We start from the raw sequence: 17,363 nt of genomic DNA, 5'->3' as shown, positions 1-17,363 counted from the left end.
CTGGCAGTTGGTGTAAGGTTATTTGTTCCTCCCCATGAATCGATGTGATGCCCATCTGCCAGCAAGAGCAGTGTCGTCGGTATCACTTTTGATGAGTAAGCAATGAGTATGTCAACATCCACAGAAGTCATCGCTCATCACTGGGCATTCGCAATCTTTCTTATTGTAGCCATTGGCCTGTGCTGCCTGATGTTAGTCGGCGGCTGGTTCCTGGGCGGTCGCGCCCGCGCAAGGCACAAAAACACACCTTTTGAATCAGGTATTGATTCTGTAGGTACTGCTCGCTTACGCCTGTCTGCCAAGTTCTATCTGGTAGCCATGTTCTTCGTCATCTTCGACGTTGAAGCGCTCTATCTTTTCGCATGGTCTACCTCCATTCGTGAAAGTGGTTGGGTGGGCTTTGTCGAGGCCGCAATTTTCATTTTAGTGTTACTGGCCGGTCTGGTTTATCTGGTGCGTATTGGCGCGCTGGACTGGACACCTGCACGTTCACGTCGTGAACGTATCAACCCGGAAAACAGTATCTCTAATCGTCAGCAGTAACAGCGAGGCAATAAGATGGATTATACGCTCACCCGCATAGATCCTAACGGTGAGAATGACCGTTACCCCCTGCAAAAACAGGAGATCGTAACCGACCCCCTGGAGCAAGAAGTCAATAAAAGCGTGTACATGGGCAAACTCGAAAATGCCATGCACGATATGGTCAACTGGGGTCGTAAAAACTCCATCTGGCCGTATAACTTTGGTCTTTCTTGCTGCTACGTTGAAATGGTGACGTCATTCACTGCGGTGCATGACGTTGCGCGTTTTGGTGCAGAAGTACTGCGTGCCTCTCCGCGTCAGGCTGACCTGATGGTGGTGGCCGGTACCTGCTTTACCAAAATGGCACCGGTCATTCAGCGTCTGTACGACCAGATGCTCGAGCCAAAATGGGTTATTTCCATGGGCGCTTGTGCAAACTCAGGCGGAATGTACGACATTTACTCCGTTGTCCAGGGCGTAGATAAGTTCATCCCGGTTGATGTGTACATCCCAGGTTGCCCGCCGCGCCCGGAAGCTTACATGCAGGCGCTGATGCTGCTGCAGGAGTCGATTGGCAAAGAACGCCGTCCGCTCTCCTGGGTGGTAGGCGACCAGGGTGTCTATCGCGCGAACATGCAGTCTGAGCGCGAGCGTAAACGCGGCGAACGTATTGCAGTGACCAACCTGCGTACGCCTGACGAAATTTAATTTGCGCCTGCGGGCGGTGGAGAAAAGCTTCGTACATCACTATTCAAATAGCGCGAAGCCCCGCCTGGCAGTCACCACGGACCATTTGCAATGGTGAACAATATGACCGACTTAACCGCGCAAGACGCCGCATGGCAAACACGGGATCACCTGGATGACCCGGTCATTGGCGAACTGCGCAACCGTTTTGGGCCGGATGCCTTTACTGTTCAGGCCACCCGCACCGGGGTACCCGTTGTTTGGGTGAAGCGTGAGCAATTACTGGAAGTTGTCGATTTCCTCAAGAAATTGCCAAAACCTTACGTCATGCTGTTTGACTTACACGGCATGGATGAACGTCTGCGTACGCACCGCCACGGGTTACCCGCGGCGGATTTTTCCGTTTTCTACCACCTGATCTCAATAGACCGCAACACGGATATCATGCTCAAGGTGGCCTTGTCTGAAAACGACATGCATCTGCCGACGATCACCAAAATTTTCCCGAACGCGAACTGGTATGAGCGTGAAACCTGGGAAATGTTTGGTATGACTTTCGATGGCCACCCAAATCTGACGCGCATCATGATGCCGCAGACCTGGACCGGCCACCCGCTGCGTAAAGATTATCCGGCCCGTGCGACCGAATTCGACCCGTTTGAGCTGACCAAAGCCAAGCAGGATCTGGAGATGGAAGCGCTGACCTTCAAGCCGGAAGACTGGGGCATGAAGCGCGGTACCGATAACGAGGACTTCATGTTCCTCAACCTCGGTCCAAACCACCCGTCTGCGCACGGTGCCTTCCGTATTATTCTTCAGCTTGATGGCGAAGAGATTGTCGACTGTGTTCCGGACATCGGTTACCACCACCGTGGTGCTGAGAAGATGGGCGAGCGTCAGTCCTGGCACAGCTATATTCCGTATACCGACCGTATCGAGTATCTGGGCGGCTGCGTTAACGAAATGCCATACGTGCTGGCCGTTGAGAAACTGGCAGGGATCACCACGCCGGATCGCGTTAACGTAATCCGCGTTATGCTGTCTGAACTGTTCCGTATCAACAGCCACCTGCTGTACATCTCCACGTTCATTCAGGACGTCGGTGCGATGACCCCGGTCTTCTTCGCCTTTACCGACCGTCAGAAAATTTACGATCTGGTGGAAGCAATCACCGGTTTCCGTATGCACCCGGCCTGGTTCCGTATTGGCGGCGTCGCACACGACCTGCCGCGCGGCTGGGACCGTCTGCTGCGTGAGTTCCTCGACTGGATGCCGAAACGTCTCGCCTCCTACGAGAAAGCTGCGCTGCGCAACTCCATTCTGAAAGGCCGCTCCCAGGGCGTTGCTGCCTATGGCGCGAAAGAAGCGCTGGAGTGGGGCACAACAGGTGCAGGTCTGCGCGCTACCGGTATCGATTTCGACGTGCGTAAAGCCCGTCCATACTCTGGCTACGAGAACTTCGACTTTGAAATCCCGGTTGGCGGTGGTGTTTCCGACTGCTACACCCGCGTGATGCTGAAAGTGGAAGAGCTGCGTCAGAGTCTGCGCATCCTTGAGCAGTGCCTCAACAACATGCCGGAAGGGCCGTTTAAAGCGGATCACCCGCTGACCACGCCGCCGCCGAAAGAGCGCACGCTGCAACATATCGAAACCCTGATCACCCACTTCCTGCAGGTTTCCTGGGGTCCGGTCATGCCGGCGCAAGAATCCTTCCAGATGATTGAAGCGACCAAGGGTATCAACAGTTACTACCTGACCAGCGACGGCAGCACCATGAGCTACCGTACCCGCGTGCGTACGCCAAGCTTTGCGCACCTGCAACAGATCCCGGCCGCCATTCGCGGCAGTCTGGTCTCCGACCTGATTGTTTATCTGGGTAGTATCGATTTTGTTATGTCAGATGTGGACCGCTAATTATGCACGAGAATCAACAACCACAGACCGAGGCTTTTGAGCTGAGTGAAGCAGAGCGTGCCGCCATTGAGCACGAGATGCACCACTACGAAGACCCGCGTGCGGCGTCCATTGAAGCGCTGAAAATCGTTCAGAAACAGCGTGGCTGGGTGCCGGATGGGGCGATCTATGAGATTGCAAAAGTGCTGGGTATTCCGGCAAGTGACGTTGAAGGCGTAGCCACGTTCTACAGCCAGATCTTCCGTCAGCCGGTAGGCCGCCATGTGATCCGCTACTGTGACAGCGTTGTTTGTCACATCACGGGCTATCAGGGCATTCAGGCCGCCATTGAGAAGAAACTCAATATCAAGCCGGGTCAGACGACCTTTGATGGTCGCTTTACCCTGCTGCCAACCTGTTGCCTGGGTAACTGCGACAAGGGGCCGACCATGATGATTGATGAGGACACTCACAGCCATCTGACGCCGGAAGCGATTCCTGACCTGCTGGAGCAGTATAAATAATGAAAAATATTATTCTGACTCCCGAAACCCATCCGCTGACCTGGCGTCTTCGCGACGACAAGCAGCCGGTGTGGCTGGAAGAGTATCAGGCGAAAAACGGCTATGCTGGCGCGCGCAAGGCGCTCGGCGGTATGGCCCCGGATGAGATCGTCAATGCGGTTAAAGATGCTGGCCTGAAAGGGCGCGGCGGCGCGGGCTTCTCCACCGGTCTGAAGTGGAGCCTGATGCCAAAAGACGAATCCATGAACATCCGTTACCTGCTGTGTAACGCTGATGAAATGGAGCCAGGTACCTATAAAGACCGCCTGCTGATGGAGCAGCTGCCGCACCTGCTGGTGGAAGGCATGCTGATCTCCGCGTTTGCGCTGAAAGCCTACCGTGGCTACATCTTCCTGCGCGGCGAGTATATCGAAGCGGCAGAAAACCTGCGTCGCGCGATTGCCGAAGCGACCGAAGCCGGTCTGCTCGGTAAAAACATTCTGGGCACCGGTTTTGACTTCGAACTGTTCGTGCACACCGGGGCAGGGCGTTATATCTGCGGTGAAGAAACCGCGCTGATCAACTCCCTGGAAGGTCGCCGTGCGAACCCACGTTCCAAGCCGCCGTTCCCGGCAAGCTCCGGCGTGTGGGGTAAACCGACCTGCGTTAACAACGTCGAAACCCTGTGTAACGTTCCGGCGATCCTCGCCAATGGCGTGGAGTGGTATCAGGGCATCTCTTCAAGCAAAGATGCCGGCACCAAGCTGATGGGCTTCTCCGGCCGCGTGAAGAATCCTGGCGTCTGGGAACTGCCGTTCGGTACCACCGCGCGTGAGATTCTTGAAGACTACGCGGGCGGCATGCGTGATGGCCTGAAGTTCAAAGCCTGGCAGCCGGGTGGAGCAGGAACTGACTTCCTGACCGAAGCTCACCTCGACCTGCCGATGGAATTCGAAAGCATTGGTAAAGCGGGCAGCCGTCTGGGTACGGCGCTGGCGATGGCCGTCGACCACGAGATCGGCATGGTTCCGCTGGTGCGTAACCTGGAAGAGTTCTTTGCCCGCGAGTCCTGCGGCTGGTGTACGCCATGCCGTGACGGACTGCCGTGGAGCGTGAAAATTCTGCGAGCTATCGAACGTGGCGAAGGTCAGCCTGGTGATATCGAGACACTTGAGCAACTGTGTCGATTCCTGGGCCCAGGTAAAACCTTCTGTGCCCACGCACCGGGTGCCGTCGAGCCGCTGCAGAGCGCGATTAAATATTTCCGCGAAGAATTCGAAGCGGGCATCAAGCAGCCGTTCAGCAATACCCATTCGATCAATGGTATTCAGCCGAACCTGCTCAAAGCACGCTGGTAATTCCCCCTTGCCCCGGACCTCTTCCTTAAGGGAGAGGGAGAAAACCGGGCTCTATCCTCTCCTTCAGGGAGAGGGGTAGGGTAAGGGTGATAAAAAGAATTTTGATTAACGCTCGAAGCAATTCGAGCCAACTGGAAGCATGCTAATGGCTACGATTCATGTAGACGGCAAAGAATACGAAGTCAACGGGGCGGACAACCTGCTAGAAGCTTGTCTGTCTCTTGGCCTCGATATTCCGTACTTTTGCTGGCATCCGGCGCTGGGCAGCGTCGGTGCTTGCCGCCAGTGTGCGGTAAAGCAATATCAAAACGCGGAAGACACGCGTGGTCGCCTGGTGATGTCCTGTATGACGCCGGCCACCGAAGGCACGTTTATTTCGATTGATGACGAAGAAGCCAAACAGTTCCGCGAAAGCGTGGTGGAGTGGTTGATGACCAACCACCCGCACGACTGTCCGGTGTGTGAAGAGGGCGGTAACTGCCACCTTCAGGATATGACCGTCATGACCGGTCACAGCTTCCGTCGCTATCGCTTTACTAAGCGTACCCACCGTAACCAGGACCTGGGGCCGTTCATCTCTCACGAAATGAACCGCTGCATCGCCTGCTACCGCTGCGTGCGTTACTACAAAGATTACGCAGACGGTCAGGATCTGGGCGTGTATGGCGCGCATGACAACGTCTACTTCGGTCGTCCGGAAGATGGCGTGCTGGAAAGCGAATTCTCCGGTAACCTGGTAGAAATATGCCCGACCGGCGTATTCACAGATAAAACGCACTCCGAGCGCTACAACCGTAAATGGGACATGCAGTTTGCACCAAGCATCTGCCAGCAGTGTTCCCTCGGCTGTAACACCAGCCCGGGTGAGCGTTACGGCGAACTGCGTCGTATCGAAAACCGTTACAACGGTACCGTTAACCACTACTTCCTCTGCGACCGCGGTCGTTTCGGCTATGGCTACGTGAACCTGAAAGACCGTCCGCGTCAGCCGGTTCAGCGCCGTGGCGATGACGTCATCACCCTGAACGCCGAGCAGGCGATGCAGGGCGCGGCTGATATTTTGCGTCAGTCGAAGAAGGTGATCGGTATCGGCTCCCCGCGCGCCAGCATCGAAAGCAACTTCGCGCTGCGCGAGCTGGTTGGGGCAGAAAACTTCTATACCGGTATCGCGAAGTCAGAGCAGGAACGTCTGCAGCTGGTACTGAAAGTGCTGCGTGAAGGTGGCGTTCACACCCCTGCGCTGCGCGAAATCGAATCTTATGACGCGGTGCTGGTGCTGGGTGAAGATCTGACTCAGACCGGCGCACGTGCGGCTCTGGCGGTTCGTCAGGCGGTGAAAGGTAAAGCGCGTGAAATGGCAGCGGCCCAGAAAGTGGCTGACTGGCAGATTGCGGCGATCCTGAACATCGGTCAGCGCGCGAAGCATCCGCTGTTTGTAACCAACGTCGACAATACCCGTCTGGACGACATCGCCGCGTGGACCTACTGTGCACCGGTGGAAGATCAGGCACGCCTGGGCTTCGCCATCGCGCATGCGCTCGATAGCAACTCTCCGGCCGTTGAACTGGATCGTGACCTGCAGAACAAGGTTGACGTGATTGTTCAAGCCCTGGCGGGCGCGAAGAAACCGCTGATTATTTCCGGTACCAACGCCGGTAGTGCCGAGATCGTTCAGGCGGCAGCGAACGTTGCTAAAGCCCTGAAAGGCCGCGGCGCGGACGTGGGTATCACCATGATTGCCCGTGCGGTGAACAGCATCGGTCTGGGTATGATTGGCGGCGGCTCGCTGGAAGACGCGTTAAGCGAACTGGAATCCGGTTCTGCTGACGCCGTTGTGGTGCTGGAAAACGACCTGCATCGCCACGCCTCTGCCGCTCGCGTTGACGCAGCGCTCTCAAAAGCGCCGCTGGTGATGGTCATTGACCATCAGCGCACCGCGATTATGGACAAAGCGCACCTGGTGCTCTCTGCGGCAAGTTTCGCCGAAAGCGACGGTACGGTCATCAACAACGAAGGACGCGCACAGCGCTTCTTCCAGGTTTACGACCCGGCTTACTACGACAACAACATTATCATGCTGGAAAGCTGGCGCTGGCTGCACTCCTTGCACAGCACCCTGCTCAGCCGTGAAGTGGACTGGACGCAGCTCGACCACGTTATTGATGCGGTAGTCGAAAAACTGCCTCAACTGGCCGGTATTAAAGACGCGGCGCCGGAAGCGAGCTTCCGTATTCGCGGTCAGAAACTGGCGCGTGAGCCGCACCGCTACAGCGGCCGTACCGCGATGCGTGCCAACATCAGCGTGCATGAGCCTCGTCAGCCGCAGGACAAAGACACGATGTTTGCCTTCTCGATGGAAGGGAACAACCAGCCGTCTGCACCGCGTTCACAGATTCCATTCGCATGGGCTCCGGGCTGGAACTCACCGCAGGCATGGAACAAGTTCCAGGCTGAAGTGGGCGGATCCCTGCGCCACGGCGATCCGGGCGTACGCCTGATTGAAGCCTCTGAAACCGGTCTGGACTTCTTCACGACCGTGCCGGCGAGCTTCCAGGCGGAAGAGGGTAACTGGCGTATTGCACCTTACTACCATCTGTTCGGTAGCGATGAAATGTCCCAGCGCTCTCCGGTCTTCCAGACCCGTATGCCGCAGCCGTACATCAAGCTCAATCCGGCGGACGCCGCGAAGCTTGGCGTTAACGCGGGTGCGAACATCGCTTTCAGCTACGATGGCCAGACGATCAGCCTGCCGCTGATTATCTCCGAAGGTTTGACCGCCGGCCAGGTGGGTCTGCCGATGGGTATGCCTGGCATCGCGCCGGTTCTGGCGGGTGCGCGTCTTGATAACCTGCAGGAGGCAAAAGCATGAGTTGGTTAACGCCGGATCTTATCGACATCCTGCTGAGCATTTTGAAGGCGGTTGTGATTCTGCTGGTGGTGGTCACCTGCGGTGCATTCATGAGCTTTGGTGAACGTCGCCTGCTCGGTCTGTTCCAGAACCGTTACGGGCCGAACCGCGTGGGCTGGGGTGGTTCACTCCAGCTGGTCGCGGACATGATCAAGATGTTCTTTAAAGAGGACTGGATCCCGAAATTCTCGGATCGCGTCATCTTTACGCTGGCCCCGATGATCGCCTTTACCTCGCTGCTGCTGGCGTTTGCTATCGTTCCCGTCAGCCCGACCTGGGTTGTGGCTGACCTGAACATCGGCATCCTGTTCTTCCTGATGATGGCAGGCCTCGCGGTTTACGCGGTACTGTTCGCAGGCTGGTCCAGTAACAACAAATACTCACTGCTGGGTGCGATGCGTGCTTCCGCGCAGACCCTGAGCTACGAGGTGTTCCTGGGGCTCTCCCTGATGGGCGTGGTGGCGCAGGCCGGTTCATTCAACATGACCGACATCGTCAACAACCAGGCCGACATCTGGAACGTTATCCCGCAGTTCTTTGGTTTTGTTACCTTTGCTATCGCAGGCGTGGCGGTGTGTCACCGTCACCCGTTTGACCAGCCAGAAGCCGAACAGGAACTGGCCGACGGTTACCACATTGAATATTCCGGTATGAAGTTCGGTCTGTTCTTCGTGGGCGAGTACATCGGTATCGTCACCATTTCCGCGTTGATGGTAACGCTGTTCTTTGGTGGCTGGCATGGCCCGTTCTTACCGCCATTCATCTGGTTCGCGCTGAAAACCGCGTTCTTTATGATGATGTTTATTTTGATTCGCGCAGCGTTACCGCGTCCTCGTTATGACCAGGTAATGTCCTTCGGCTGGAAAGTGTGCCTGCCGCTGACGCTCGTCAATTTATTGGTAACGGCGGCTGTCATTCTCTGGCAGCAGCCATAAGGGGCTTTAGACCATGACCTTAAAAGAATTATTGGTAGGTTTCGGCACCCAGGTACGCAGTATCTGGATGATCGGCCTGCACGCGTTTGCAAAACGCGAAACCCGGATGTACCCGGAAGAGCCGGTATATCTGCCGCCGCGCTACCGTGGCCGTATCGTGCTGACGCGCGATCCGGACGGTTCAGAGCGCTGCGTAGCCTGTAACCTGTGTGCGGTAGCCTGTCCGGTAGGCTGTATCTCTTTGCAAAAAGCAGAGACGGTAGACGGCCGCTGGTACCCGGAGTTTTTCCGCATCAACTTCTCACGCTGCATCTTCTGCGGTCTGTGTGAAGAAGCGTGCCCAACCACGGCGATTCAGCTGACTCCAGACTTCGAGCTGGGTGAGTACAAGCGTCAGGATCTGGTGTACGAGAAAGAGGATCTGCTGATTTCCGGTCCGGGCAAATACCCGGAATATAACTTCTACCGGATGGCGGGTATGGCAATCGACGGCAAAGATAAGGGCGAAGCAGAGAACGAAGCTAAGCCTATCGACGTCAAGAGCCTGTTACCGTAAGGAGAGGGCAATGGAATTCGCTTTTTATATCTGTGGCCTTATCGCCATCCTGGCTACGCTGCGAGTGATTACGCACACCAACCCGGTGCATGCGCTGCTCTATTTAATCATCTCGCTGCTGGCTATTTCCGGGGTGTTCTTTGCGCTGGGCGCGCACTTCGCCGGTGCGCTGGAAATCATCGTTTACGCCGGTGCCATTATGGTGCTGTTCGTCTTCGTGGTGATGATGCTGAACCTGGGCGGCTCCGAAATTGAGCAGGAACGTCAGTGGTTAAAACCGCAGGTGTGGATTGGCCCGGCGATTCTGTCGGCCATCATGCTGGCGGTGGTTGTTTACGCCATTCTGGGCGTGAACGATCAGGGCATCGACGGCACGCCGATCAGCGCCAAAACCGTGGGTATTGCCCTGTTTGGCCCGTACGTTCTGGCGGTTGAGCTGGCCTCAATGCTGCTGCTGGCGGGCCTGGTTGTTGCCTTCCACGTTGGCCGCGAAGAGCGCGTCGGCGAGGTGCTGAGCAACCGCACTGACGACCGCGCGAAAAGAAAAACGGAGGAGCGCGCATGATCCCCTTAACACATGGACTGATCCTCGCTGCGATTTTGTTCGTCCTGGGCTTAACCTGTCTGGTTATCCGCCGCAATCTGCTGTTTATGCTGATTGGACTGGAAATCATGATTAACGCTTCGGCGCTGGCCTTCGTGGTCGCCGGGAGCTACTGGGGCCAGGCCGATGGTCAGGTGATGTACATTCTTGCTATCAGCCTCGCGGCTGCCGAAGCGAGTATTGGCCTGGCGCTGTTGCTGCAGCTCCATCGTCGCCGCCAGAACCTGAACATCGATTCAGTAAGTGAGTTGCGTGGATGAACATGCTTGCCTTAACCATTATTTTTCCGCTGATTGGCTTCCTGCTGCTGTCGTTCTCACGCGGCCGCTGGTCTGAGAATCTCTCTGCCACCGTTAGTATGGGGTCTGTCGGTCTGGCTGCGCTGGTCACGGCGTATGCGGGTATCGACTTCTTTAATAACGGGCGTCAGGCCTTCAGCGTACCGCTGTGGACCTGGATGTCGGTCGGTGATTTCAACATCGGCTTTAATCTGGTGCTGGACGGACTGTCGCTGACCATGCTCTCTGTGGTCACCGGCGTGGGCTTCCTGATCCACATGTTCGCCTCCTGGTATATGCGCGGTGAAGAGGGTTACTCCCGCTTCTTCGCCTACACCAACCTGTTTATCGCCAGCATGGTTGTCCTGGTGCTGGCCGATAACCTGCTGCTGATGTATCTCGGCTGGGAAGGGGTGGGTCTCTGCTCTTACCTGCTGATCGGTTTCTACTACACCGATCCGAAGAATGGCGCAGCGGCCATGAAAGCGTTTGTCGTAACCCGCGTGGGTGACGTCTTCCTCGCCTTCGCGCTGTTCATTCTCTACAACGAACTGGGCACGCTGAACTTCCGAGAAATGGTGGAACTGGCGCCGGCGCACTTCGAGGCAGGTAATAACATGCTGTGGTGGGCGACGCTGATGCTGCTGGGTGGTGCTGTGGGTAAATCCGCACAGCTGCCGCTGCAGACATGGCTGGCCGACGCGATGGCGGGCCCAACGCCTGTCTCCGCGCTTATCCACGCCGCAACCATGGTGACCGCAGGGGTTTATCTGATTGCGCGTACCCATGGTCTGTTCCTGATGACCCCGGAAATTCTGCATCTGGTGGGTATCGTGGGTGCCGTAACGCTGGTGCTGGCAGGTTTCGCCGCGCTGGTGCAGACCGACATCAAGCGTGTTCTCGCGTATTCCACCATGAGCCAGATCGGCTACATGTTCCTGGCGCTGGGCGTTCAGGCGTGGGACGCGGCCATTTTCCACCTGATGACTCACGCGTTCTTTAAAGCGCTGCTGTTCCTCTCATCCGGTTCGGTGATTCTGGCCTGCCACCACGAGCAGAATATCTTCAAAATGGGCGGACTGCGTAAGTCCATCCCGCTGGTTTACGCTTGCTTCCTGGTGGGCGGCGCGGCGCTGGCGGCACTGCCGCTGATTACCGCGGGCTTCTTCAGTAAGGACGAAATCCTTGCGGGCGCCATGGCGAATGGTCATATCAATCTGATGGTTGCGGGTCTGGTCGGTGCATTCATGACCTCCCTGTACACCTTCCGTATGATTTTCATCGTCTTCCACGGTAAAGAACAAATTCACGCTCACGCAGGGAAGGGGATTACCCACCACCTGCCGCTGATTGTACTGCTGGTACTCTCCACCTTCGTTGGCGCGATGATCGTGCCACCGCTGCAGGGCGTACTGCCGGCAACCACCGAGCTTGAGCACGGTCGCGTTCTGACCCTCGAAATCACCTCCGGTGTGGTCGCGATTGCGGGCATCCTGATTGCGGCATGGCTGTGGCTGGGCAAACGTACGTTGGTGACTGCGGTTGCTAACAGCGCGCCGGGCCGTCTGCTGGGCACCTGGTGGTACAACGCGTGGGGCTTCGACTGGCTGTACGACATGATCTTCGTGAAACCGTTCCTCGGCATTGCGTGGCTGATTAAGCGCGATCCACTGAACTCACTGATGAACATTCCGGCAATCCTCTCTCGCTTTGCAGGTAAAGGCCTGCTGTTCAGCGAGAACGGTTATCTGCGCTGGTATGTGGCGTCCATGAGCATCGGTGCGGTTGTCGTGCTGGCGCTGCTGATGGTATTGCGTTGATCGTTAAGTGAATTTTATTCGAATTCGTTGAAAATCAGGCCCCTGCTGGGGGCCTTAAAAAGGAATGCAAATCGCCATGTTACTACCCTGGCTAATATTAATTCCCTTCATCGGCGGCTTCCTGTGCTGGCAGACTGAACGCTTTGGCGTGAAGATGCCGCGCTGGATTGCGCTGATTACCATGGGATTGACGCTCGCGCTTGGCCTGCAACTGTGGTTGCAGGGTGGCTACTCCCTGACGCAGTCTGCGGGCATTCCGCAGTGGCAGTCGGAGTTTATTCTGCCGTGGATCCCACGCTTTGGCATAACCATTCACCTGGCTATTGACGGCCTGTCGCTGCTGATGGTGGTGTTGACGGGTCTGCTCGGTGTTCTGGCGGTGCTCTGCTCCTGGCGAGAAATCGAAAAATATCAGGGCTTCTTCCACCTGAACCTGATGTGGATCCTGGGCGGCGTTATCGGCGTGTTCCTTGCCATCGACATGTTCCTGTTCTTCTTCTTCTGGGAGATGATGCTGGTGCCGATGTACTTCCTGATCGCGCTGTGGGGCCATAAGGCATCCGACGGTAAAACGCGTATCACGGCGGCTACCAAATTCTTCATCTATACCCAGGCGAGCGGTCTGGTGATGTTGATTGCGATTCTGGCGCTGGTATTCGTGCACTACAACGCGACCGGTGTCTGGACCTTCAACTACCAGGATCTGCTGAAGACGCCAATGTCTCACGGTGTTGAATATCTGCTGATGCTGGGCTTCTTCATTGCCTTCGCGGTGAAAATGCCGGTGGTTCCTCTGCACGGCTGGCTGCCGGATGCGCACTCTCAGGCACCGACGGCAGGTTCCGTTGACCTGGCAGGCATCCTGCTGAAAACCGCGGCCTATGGTCTGCTGCGTTTCGCACTGCCGCTGTTCCCGAACGCCTCTGCTGAATTTGCACCGATTGCGATGTGGCTCGGTGTGATCGGTATCTTCTACGGCGCGTGGATGGCTTTCACGCAGTACGACATCAAGCGTCTGATTGCTTACACCTCTGTCTCCCACATGGGCTTCGTGCTGATTGCTATCTACACCGGTAGCCAGCTGGCGTACCAGGGGGCAGTGATTCAGATGATTGCGCACGGTCTCTCTGCGGCCGGTCTCTTCATCCTGTGTGGCCAGCTGTACGAACGTCTGCACACCCGCGACATGCGTCAGATGGGCGGTCTGTGGAGCAAAATTAAGTGGCTGCCGGCGATGTCGATGTTCTTCGCGGTGGCGACGCTTGGGATGCCTGGCACCGGTAACTTCGTCGGCGAATTTATGATTCTGTTCGGCAGCTTCAAAGTGGTGCCGGTTATTACCGTGATCTCTACCTTTGGTCTGGTGTTCGCTTCCGTCTACTCCCTGGCGATGCTGCACCGCGCTTATTTCGGTAAAGCGAAGAGTGAAATCGCTGCCAAAGAGCTGCCGGGGATGTCGCTGCGTGAGCTGTTCATCATCCTGCTGCTGGTCGTACTGCTGGTGCTGTTGGGCTTCTTCCCGCAGCCGATTCTGGATACCTCGCACAGCGCGATGGGTAACATCCAGCAGTGGTTTGTTAATTCTGCTTCTACTACAAGGCCGTAAATCGCCATGACAATAACTCCACAACAACTGATTGCGCTGCTACCGCTGCTGATCGTCGGATTGACGGTGGTGGTTGTGATGCTCTCCATTGCGTGGCGACGCAATCACTTCCTGAATGCGACCCTGTCGGTTCTGGGTATGAACGCTGCGTTGGTTTCCCTCTGGTTTGTTGGCCAGGCGGGCGCGATGGATGTCACGCCGCTAATGCGCGTTGACGGCTACGCCATGCTGTACACTGGTCTGGTTCTGCTGGCGAGCCTGGCGACCTGTACCTTTGCTTATCCATGGCTGGAAGGTTACAAGGACAACAAAGAAGAGTTTTACCTGCTGGTACTGATTGCCGCACTGGGCGGCATTCTGCTGGCGAATGCGAACCACCTGGCCGCGCTGTTCCTCGGTATTGAGCTGATCTCGCTGCCGCTGTTCGGTCTGATTGGCTACGCCTTCCGCCAGAAACGCTCGCTGGAAGCGGCGATCAAGTACACGATCCTGTCCGCTGCCGCGTCGTCGTTCCTGCTGTTCGGTATCGCACTGCTGTACGCACAGACGGGTAACCTCTCCTTCCTGGCTATCGGCAAGAGCCTGGGCGACGGTATGCTGCATGAGCCGCTGCTGTTGGCAGGCCTGGGTATGATGATTGTTGGCCTGGGCTTCAAGCTCTCTCTGGTTCCGTTCCACCTGTGGACGCCAGACGTTTACCAGGGTGCTCCGGCACCGGTATCGACCTTCCTGGCGACGGCGAGCAAAATCGCTATCTTCGGGGTGGTGATGCGTCTGTTCCTGTACGCACCGGTGGGTGATAGCGAAGCGGTACGCGTGGTGCTGGGCATTATTGCGTTCGTCTCCATTATCTTCGGTAACCTGATGGCGCTGAGCCAGACCAACATCAAGCGTCTGCTGGGCTACTCGTCTATTTCCCATCTGGGTTATCTGCTGGTGGCGCTGATTGCGCTGCAGAGCGGTGAAATGTCGATGGAGACTGTAGGCGTCTATCTGGCCGGTTATCTGTTCAGCAGCCTCGGCGCCTTCGGCGTGGTGAGCCTGATGTCCAGCCCGTACCGTGGCCCGGATGCCGACTCACTGTTCTCCTACCGTGGTCTGTTCTGGCACCGTCCGATTCTGTCTGCGGTGATGACGGTGATGATGCTGTCCCTGGCAGGTATTCCGATGACCCTGGGCTTTATCGGTAAGTTCTACGTGCTGGCCGTCGGTGTGCAGGCTGGCCTGTGGTGGCTGACCGCCGGTGTGGTTATCGGTTCCGCGATTGGTCTGTACTACTACCTGCGTGTTGCCGTGAGCCTTTACCTGAGCGCGCCTCAGCAGCTCAACCGCGATGCGCCGTCTAACTGGCAGTACAGCGCCGGTGGTATCGTGGTGCTGATCTCCGCGCTGCTGGTGCTGATCTTTGGTATCTGGCCGCAGCCGCTTATCACCATCGTGCAACACGCGATGCCGCTGATGTAAGCAAGCAAAAAACAAAAACCCGCTCCGGCGGGTTTTTTTATGTTTACACCCTCTCGCCGCGGAAAGGGCACCAGACCCGCACCAAATAAAAACCCGCCTCGGCGGGTTTTTGATGTTTACTCCCTCTCCCCGTGGGAGAGGGTCGGGGTGAGGGCATCAGCCCGCACCGATCTTACGCCAATTGTTTACGGCTAATCAGCGGCCCGTCAATTCTCTTCATTGAACGGTCCAGCACCTCTTCAATCACCGACGACAGTTCATTTAGTTCAAACTTCGCCACATACCCGTCGGCCTTCACTTTACGAATATGATCTTCGTTAGCATTTCCTGACAGTGAAGAGTGGATCACCACCGGAATGTCCTTCAGCACCGGGTCGGTTTTAATCTTACGCGTCAGCGTAAAGCCGTCCATCTCGGGCATTTCCAGGTCGGTCAGCACCAGCGAGATCTTGTCGGTGATCGGCACCCCTTCTGCCTGCGCCTGAGCCGCCAGCACGCCAATTTTTTCCCAGGCCTCTTTCCCGGTGATATGCAGCTGTGCCGGAATAGCCATCGCCTGCAGACCCTTCTCCAGCATTGAGCGCGCAACCTTCGAATCTTCCGCCACGATGGCCACCGCACCAGGTTTGATATTGAACTTGGTGGTTTTCAGGTTGGTGGCATGCAGATCGTGATTGGCCGGGGTGATATCGTACAGGATCTGTTCCACATCCAGCACCATCGCCAGATCGTTGGTGTCCGTCTGCTCGTCCAGGCAGGCAATACTGGTAATGTAACGGCCGCTGACGGCGGTTTCGGCAGCATGAACCTGCTTCCAGTCCAGACGCATAATGTTCTCGACGGACTCAACCGCAAATGCCTGTACGCTACGGGCGTATTCGGTAATCAGCAGGATATTGAGGCCGGTGGAGGGTTTACAGCCAGCCACGGCGGCCAGGTCGATAACCGGGATCACCTGGTCGCGAATATTCACCATCCCCATCAGCGGTGACTTCATGCCCGCAGGTTTGGTGAACTCCGGCATCGGCACAATTTCACGCAGCTTAAATACGTTAATGCCAAACAGCTCGGACTTGTTTTCGTGCATCGAGGTGCCGAGACGGAACAGCAATAGCTCAAATCGGTTCGACAGGGTGAGATTCGCCCTGTCATCAATGTCTTTCTGGAAATTATCCATTTTACCCTCAAGTGAAATGCCTGCCTTTTAATCGTTATCGGCACGCGGAGGGAAAAGTGAAGGACTAAACGCTGACTTGAGTGAAATCGTCGGCTAACTCGGTATTCGCAAAGTATTCACGACACTCTGCCAGTAGCGCCTGGCAACCCTGCGCGTCATAGCGTGAGCTGACGTGGGTTACCATCAGCTTTTTCACCCCAGCCTGACGCGCTAATTGCGCCGCCTGGCGGGTAGAGCTGTGCCCGCGACTGTTGGCTTTCTCTTCCATCGCCGTTTCCAGCGTGGCCTCGTGCACCAGCAAATCGACGCTCTCTGCCAGCAGATGTGCGGCAGGGCAGGGGGCGGTATCCCCAAAAATGGCCAGTTTCTTCCCGGGCTGTGGGGCAGAGAGATAATCCTGTCCGTTAACGACGCGCCCGTCTTCCAGCGTCACGGTTTCGCCACGTTTCAGGCGCTGGAATAGGGGGCCGGGCACAATACCCTCGGCGACCAGGGCGGCCGCATCCAGCGCGCCCGGTTTATCCTGCTCCTCTATGCGGTAGCCATAGCACTCGACGGGATGATTAAGCGGCAGGGCAGTAACGCGGTACAGCCCATCATCCAGGACGATCCCTTCGCCTATCTCGACGATCTCAAGAGGGTAGTCCGTCCAGGAGCCGCTCAGACGCAGCGTGGTATCGACAAATTCGCGAATGCCCACCGGGCCATACAGGGTCAGCGGCCGGGCATTGCCTGCCATCGAGCGACTGCACAGCAAACCCGGCAGGCCGAAAAGGTGATCGCCGTGCAGGTGGGTAATGAAAATCTTATCGAGTTTGCCCGGGTGATAAGCCGTTTCAAGCAGTTGATGCTGGGTGCCTTCGCCGCAGTCGAATAACCACAACCCTGCATGGGTAGGATGCTGTAAATCGAGCAGCATGGCCGTCACATTTCGTTGTCGTGTCGGTACGCCCGCAGACGTACCCAGAAAAAGCAGTTCCATAACGCGGTAACACCCTTTGCCGAACCGAAAGCATTTAGTATAACGGGATGATAACCCATAAGGAGCC

At 56.6% G+C, this 17,363-nt stretch carries 15 protein-coding genes; 13 read left to right on the top strand and 2 right to left on the bottom strand.

Annotated features, from left to right (window positions below):
* Positions 1-102: 102 nt before the first annotated feature.
* The 13 genes from nuoA (at position 103) to nuoN (ending at position 15,137) form a co-directional block, all read left to right on the top strand.
* Positions 103-543: an NADH-quinone oxidoreductase subunit NuoA gene (nuoA, locus tag B3511_RS13650; RefSeq protein ID WP_032612789.1), complete on the top strand. Its 441-nt coding sequence runs from the start codon at positions 103-105 to the stop codon at positions 541-543.
* A gap of 15 nt (positions 544-558) precedes the next feature.
* Complete coding sequence (gene nuoB, locus B3511_RS13645) at positions 559-1,233, top strand: NADH-quinone oxidoreductase subunit NuoB (RefSeq protein ID WP_032612787.1); 675 nt, start codon at positions 559-561, stop codon at positions 1,231-1,233.
* A 90-nt stretch (positions 1,234-1,323) separates the two neighbouring features.
* Positions 1,324-3,126, top strand: a complete 1,803-nt coding sequence (gene nuoC / locus B3511_RS13640; protein WP_154298765.1) for an NADH-quinone oxidoreductase subunit C/D — start codon at positions 1,324-1,326, stop codon at positions 3,124-3,126.
* A gap of 2 nt (positions 3,127-3,128) precedes the next feature.
* Complete coding sequence (nuoE, locus tag B3511_RS13635; protein ID WP_006176513.1) at positions 3,129-3,629, top strand: NADH-quinone oxidoreductase subunit NuoE; 501 nt, start codon at positions 3,129-3,131, stop codon at positions 3,627-3,629.
* On the top strand, positions 3,629-4,966 hold the full coding sequence (gene nuoF / locus B3511_RS13630; protein ID WP_046884688.1) for an NADH-quinone oxidoreductase subunit NuoF: 1,338 nt from the start codon (positions 3,629-3,631) through the stop codon (positions 4,964-4,966). The genes nuoE and nuoF overlap by 1 nt, the downstream gene beginning before the upstream one ends.
* A 145-nt stretch (positions 4,967-5,111) precedes the next feature.
* Positions 5,112-7,835, top strand: a complete 2,724-nt coding sequence (gene nuoG, locus B3511_RS13625) for an NADH-quinone oxidoreductase subunit NuoG (protein WP_040074680.1) — start codon at positions 5,112-5,114, stop codon at positions 7,833-7,835.
* A complete protein-coding gene (gene nuoH / locus B3511_RS13620; protein ID WP_040074682.1) occupies positions 7,832-8,809 on the top strand; it encodes an NADH-quinone oxidoreductase subunit NuoH in 978 nt (325 codons plus the stop codon). The genes nuoG and nuoH overlap by 4 nt, the downstream gene beginning before the upstream one ends.
* A 13-nt stretch (positions 8,810-8,822) precedes the next feature.
* Entirely contained in the window at positions 8,823-9,365 is a 543-nt protein-coding gene (gene nuoI, locus B3511_RS13615) for an NADH-quinone oxidoreductase subunit NuoI (protein ID WP_003861491.1), read from the top strand.
* 10 nt (positions 9,366-9,375) lie between these two features.
* Positions 9,376-9,930, top strand: a complete 555-nt coding sequence (gene nuoJ / locus B3511_RS13610; RefSeq protein WP_286783241.1) for an NADH-quinone oxidoreductase subunit J — start codon at positions 9,376-9,378, stop codon at positions 9,928-9,930.
* Positions 9,927-10,229, top strand: coding sequence for an NADH-quinone oxidoreductase subunit NuoK (nuoK, locus tag B3511_RS13605; RefSeq protein WP_040074684.1), 303 nt, complete (start codon positions 9,927-9,929; stop codon positions 10,227-10,229). Before nuoJ ends, nuoK begins: the two co-directional genes overlap by 4 nt.
* Complete coding sequence (nuoL, locus tag B3511_RS13600; RefSeq protein WP_286783239.1) at positions 10,226-12,067, top strand: NADH-quinone oxidoreductase subunit L; 1,842 nt, start codon at positions 10,226-10,228, stop codon at positions 12,065-12,067. The genes nuoK and nuoL overlap by 4 nt, the downstream gene beginning before the upstream one ends.
* Before the next feature lie 76 nt (positions 12,068-12,143).
* Entirely contained in the window at positions 12,144-13,673 is a 1,530-nt protein-coding gene (nuoM, locus tag B3511_RS13595) for an NADH-quinone oxidoreductase subunit M (RefSeq protein ID WP_040074686.1), read from the top strand.
* A 6-nt stretch (positions 13,674-13,679) separates the two neighbouring features.
* The gene (nuoN, locus tag B3511_RS13590) at positions 13,680-15,137 is read left to right on the top strand and encodes an NADH-quinone oxidoreductase subunit NuoN (RefSeq protein ID WP_046884689.1); all 1,458 of its coding nucleotides are present in this window, start codon (positions 13,680-13,682) and stop codon (positions 15,135-15,137) included.
* Positions 15,138-15,309: 172 nt separating this feature from the next.
* On the opposite strand, the gene B3511_RS13585 is transcribed toward nuoN, so the two are convergent.
* Together B3511_RS13585 and rnz are read right to left on the bottom strand one after the other, a co-directional pair.
* Complete coding sequence (locus B3511_RS13585; protein ID WP_040074689.1) at positions 15,310-16,314, bottom strand: chemotaxis protein; 1,005 nt, start codon at positions 16,312-16,314, stop codon at positions 15,310-15,312.
* A gap of 64 nt (positions 16,315-16,378) precedes the next feature.
* The gene (gene rnz, locus B3511_RS13580; RefSeq protein ID WP_286783236.1) at positions 16,379-17,296 is read right to left on the bottom strand and encodes a ribonuclease Z; all 918 of its coding nucleotides are present in this window, start codon (positions 17,294-17,296) and stop codon (positions 16,379-16,381) included.
* Between the last annotated feature and the right edge of the window lie 67 nt (positions 17,297-17,363).

It is taken from the genome of Leclercia sp. UBA1284, assembly GCF_002308415.1.
GTDB classification, from domain to species: Bacteria; Pseudomonadota; Gammaproteobacteria; order Enterobacterales; family Enterobacteriaceae; genus Enterobacter; species Enterobacter pneumoniae.
Note: the sequence above shows the minus strand (reverse complement) of the source record. Positions and strands in the feature narration are given on the sequence as shown.

Coding starts and splice junctions, on each gene's coding strand:
- nuoM (WP_040074686.1), top strand. CDS start 12,144: ATGTTACTACCCTGGCTAATATTAATTCCCTTCATCGGCGGCTTCCTG.
- nuoJ (WP_286783241.1), top strand. CDS start 9,376: ATGGAATTCGCTTTTTATATCTGTGGCCTTATCGCCATCCTGGCTACG.
- nuoG (WP_040074680.1), top strand. CDS start 5,112: ATGGCTACGATTCATGTAGACGGCAAAGAATACGAAGTCAACGGGGCG.
- nuoH (WP_040074682.1), top strand. CDS start 7,832: ATGAGTTGGTTAACGCCGGATCTTATCGACATCCTGCTGAGCATTTTG.
- rnz (WP_286783236.1), bottom strand. CDS start 17,296: ATGGAACTGCTTTTTCTGGGTACGTCTGCGGGCGTACCGACACGACAA.
- nuoK (WP_040074684.1), top strand. CDS start 9,927: ATGATCCCCTTAACACATGGACTGATCCTCGCTGCGATTTTGTTCGTC.
- nuoC (WP_154298765.1), top strand. CDS start 1,324: ATGGTGAACAATATGACCGACTTAACCGCGCAAGACGCCGCATGGCAA.
- B3511_RS13585 (WP_040074689.1), bottom strand. CDS start 16,314: ATGGATAATTTCCAGAAAGACATTGATGACAGGGCGAATCTCACCCTG.
- nuoN (WP_046884689.1), top strand. CDS start 13,680: ATGACAATAACTCCACAACAACTGATTGCGCTGCTACCGCTGCTGATC.
- nuoB (WP_032612787.1), top strand. CDS start 559: ATGGATTATACGCTCACCCGCATAGATCCTAACGGTGAGAATGACCGT.
- nuoI (WP_003861491.1), top strand. CDS start 8,823: ATGACCTTAAAAGAATTATTGGTAGGTTTCGGCACCCAGGTACGCAGT.
- nuoF (WP_046884688.1), top strand. CDS start 3,629: ATGAAAAATATTATTCTGACTCCCGAAACCCATCCGCTGACCTGGCGT.
- nuoA (WP_032612789.1), top strand. CDS start 103: ATGAGTATGTCAACATCCACAGAAGTCATCGCTCATCACTGGGCATTC.
- nuoE (WP_006176513.1), top strand. CDS start 3,129: ATGCACGAGAATCAACAACCACAGACCGAGGCTTTTGAGCTGAGTGAA.
- nuoL (WP_286783239.1), top strand. CDS start 10,226: ATGAACATGCTTGCCTTAACCATTATTTTTCCGCTGATTGGCTTCCTG.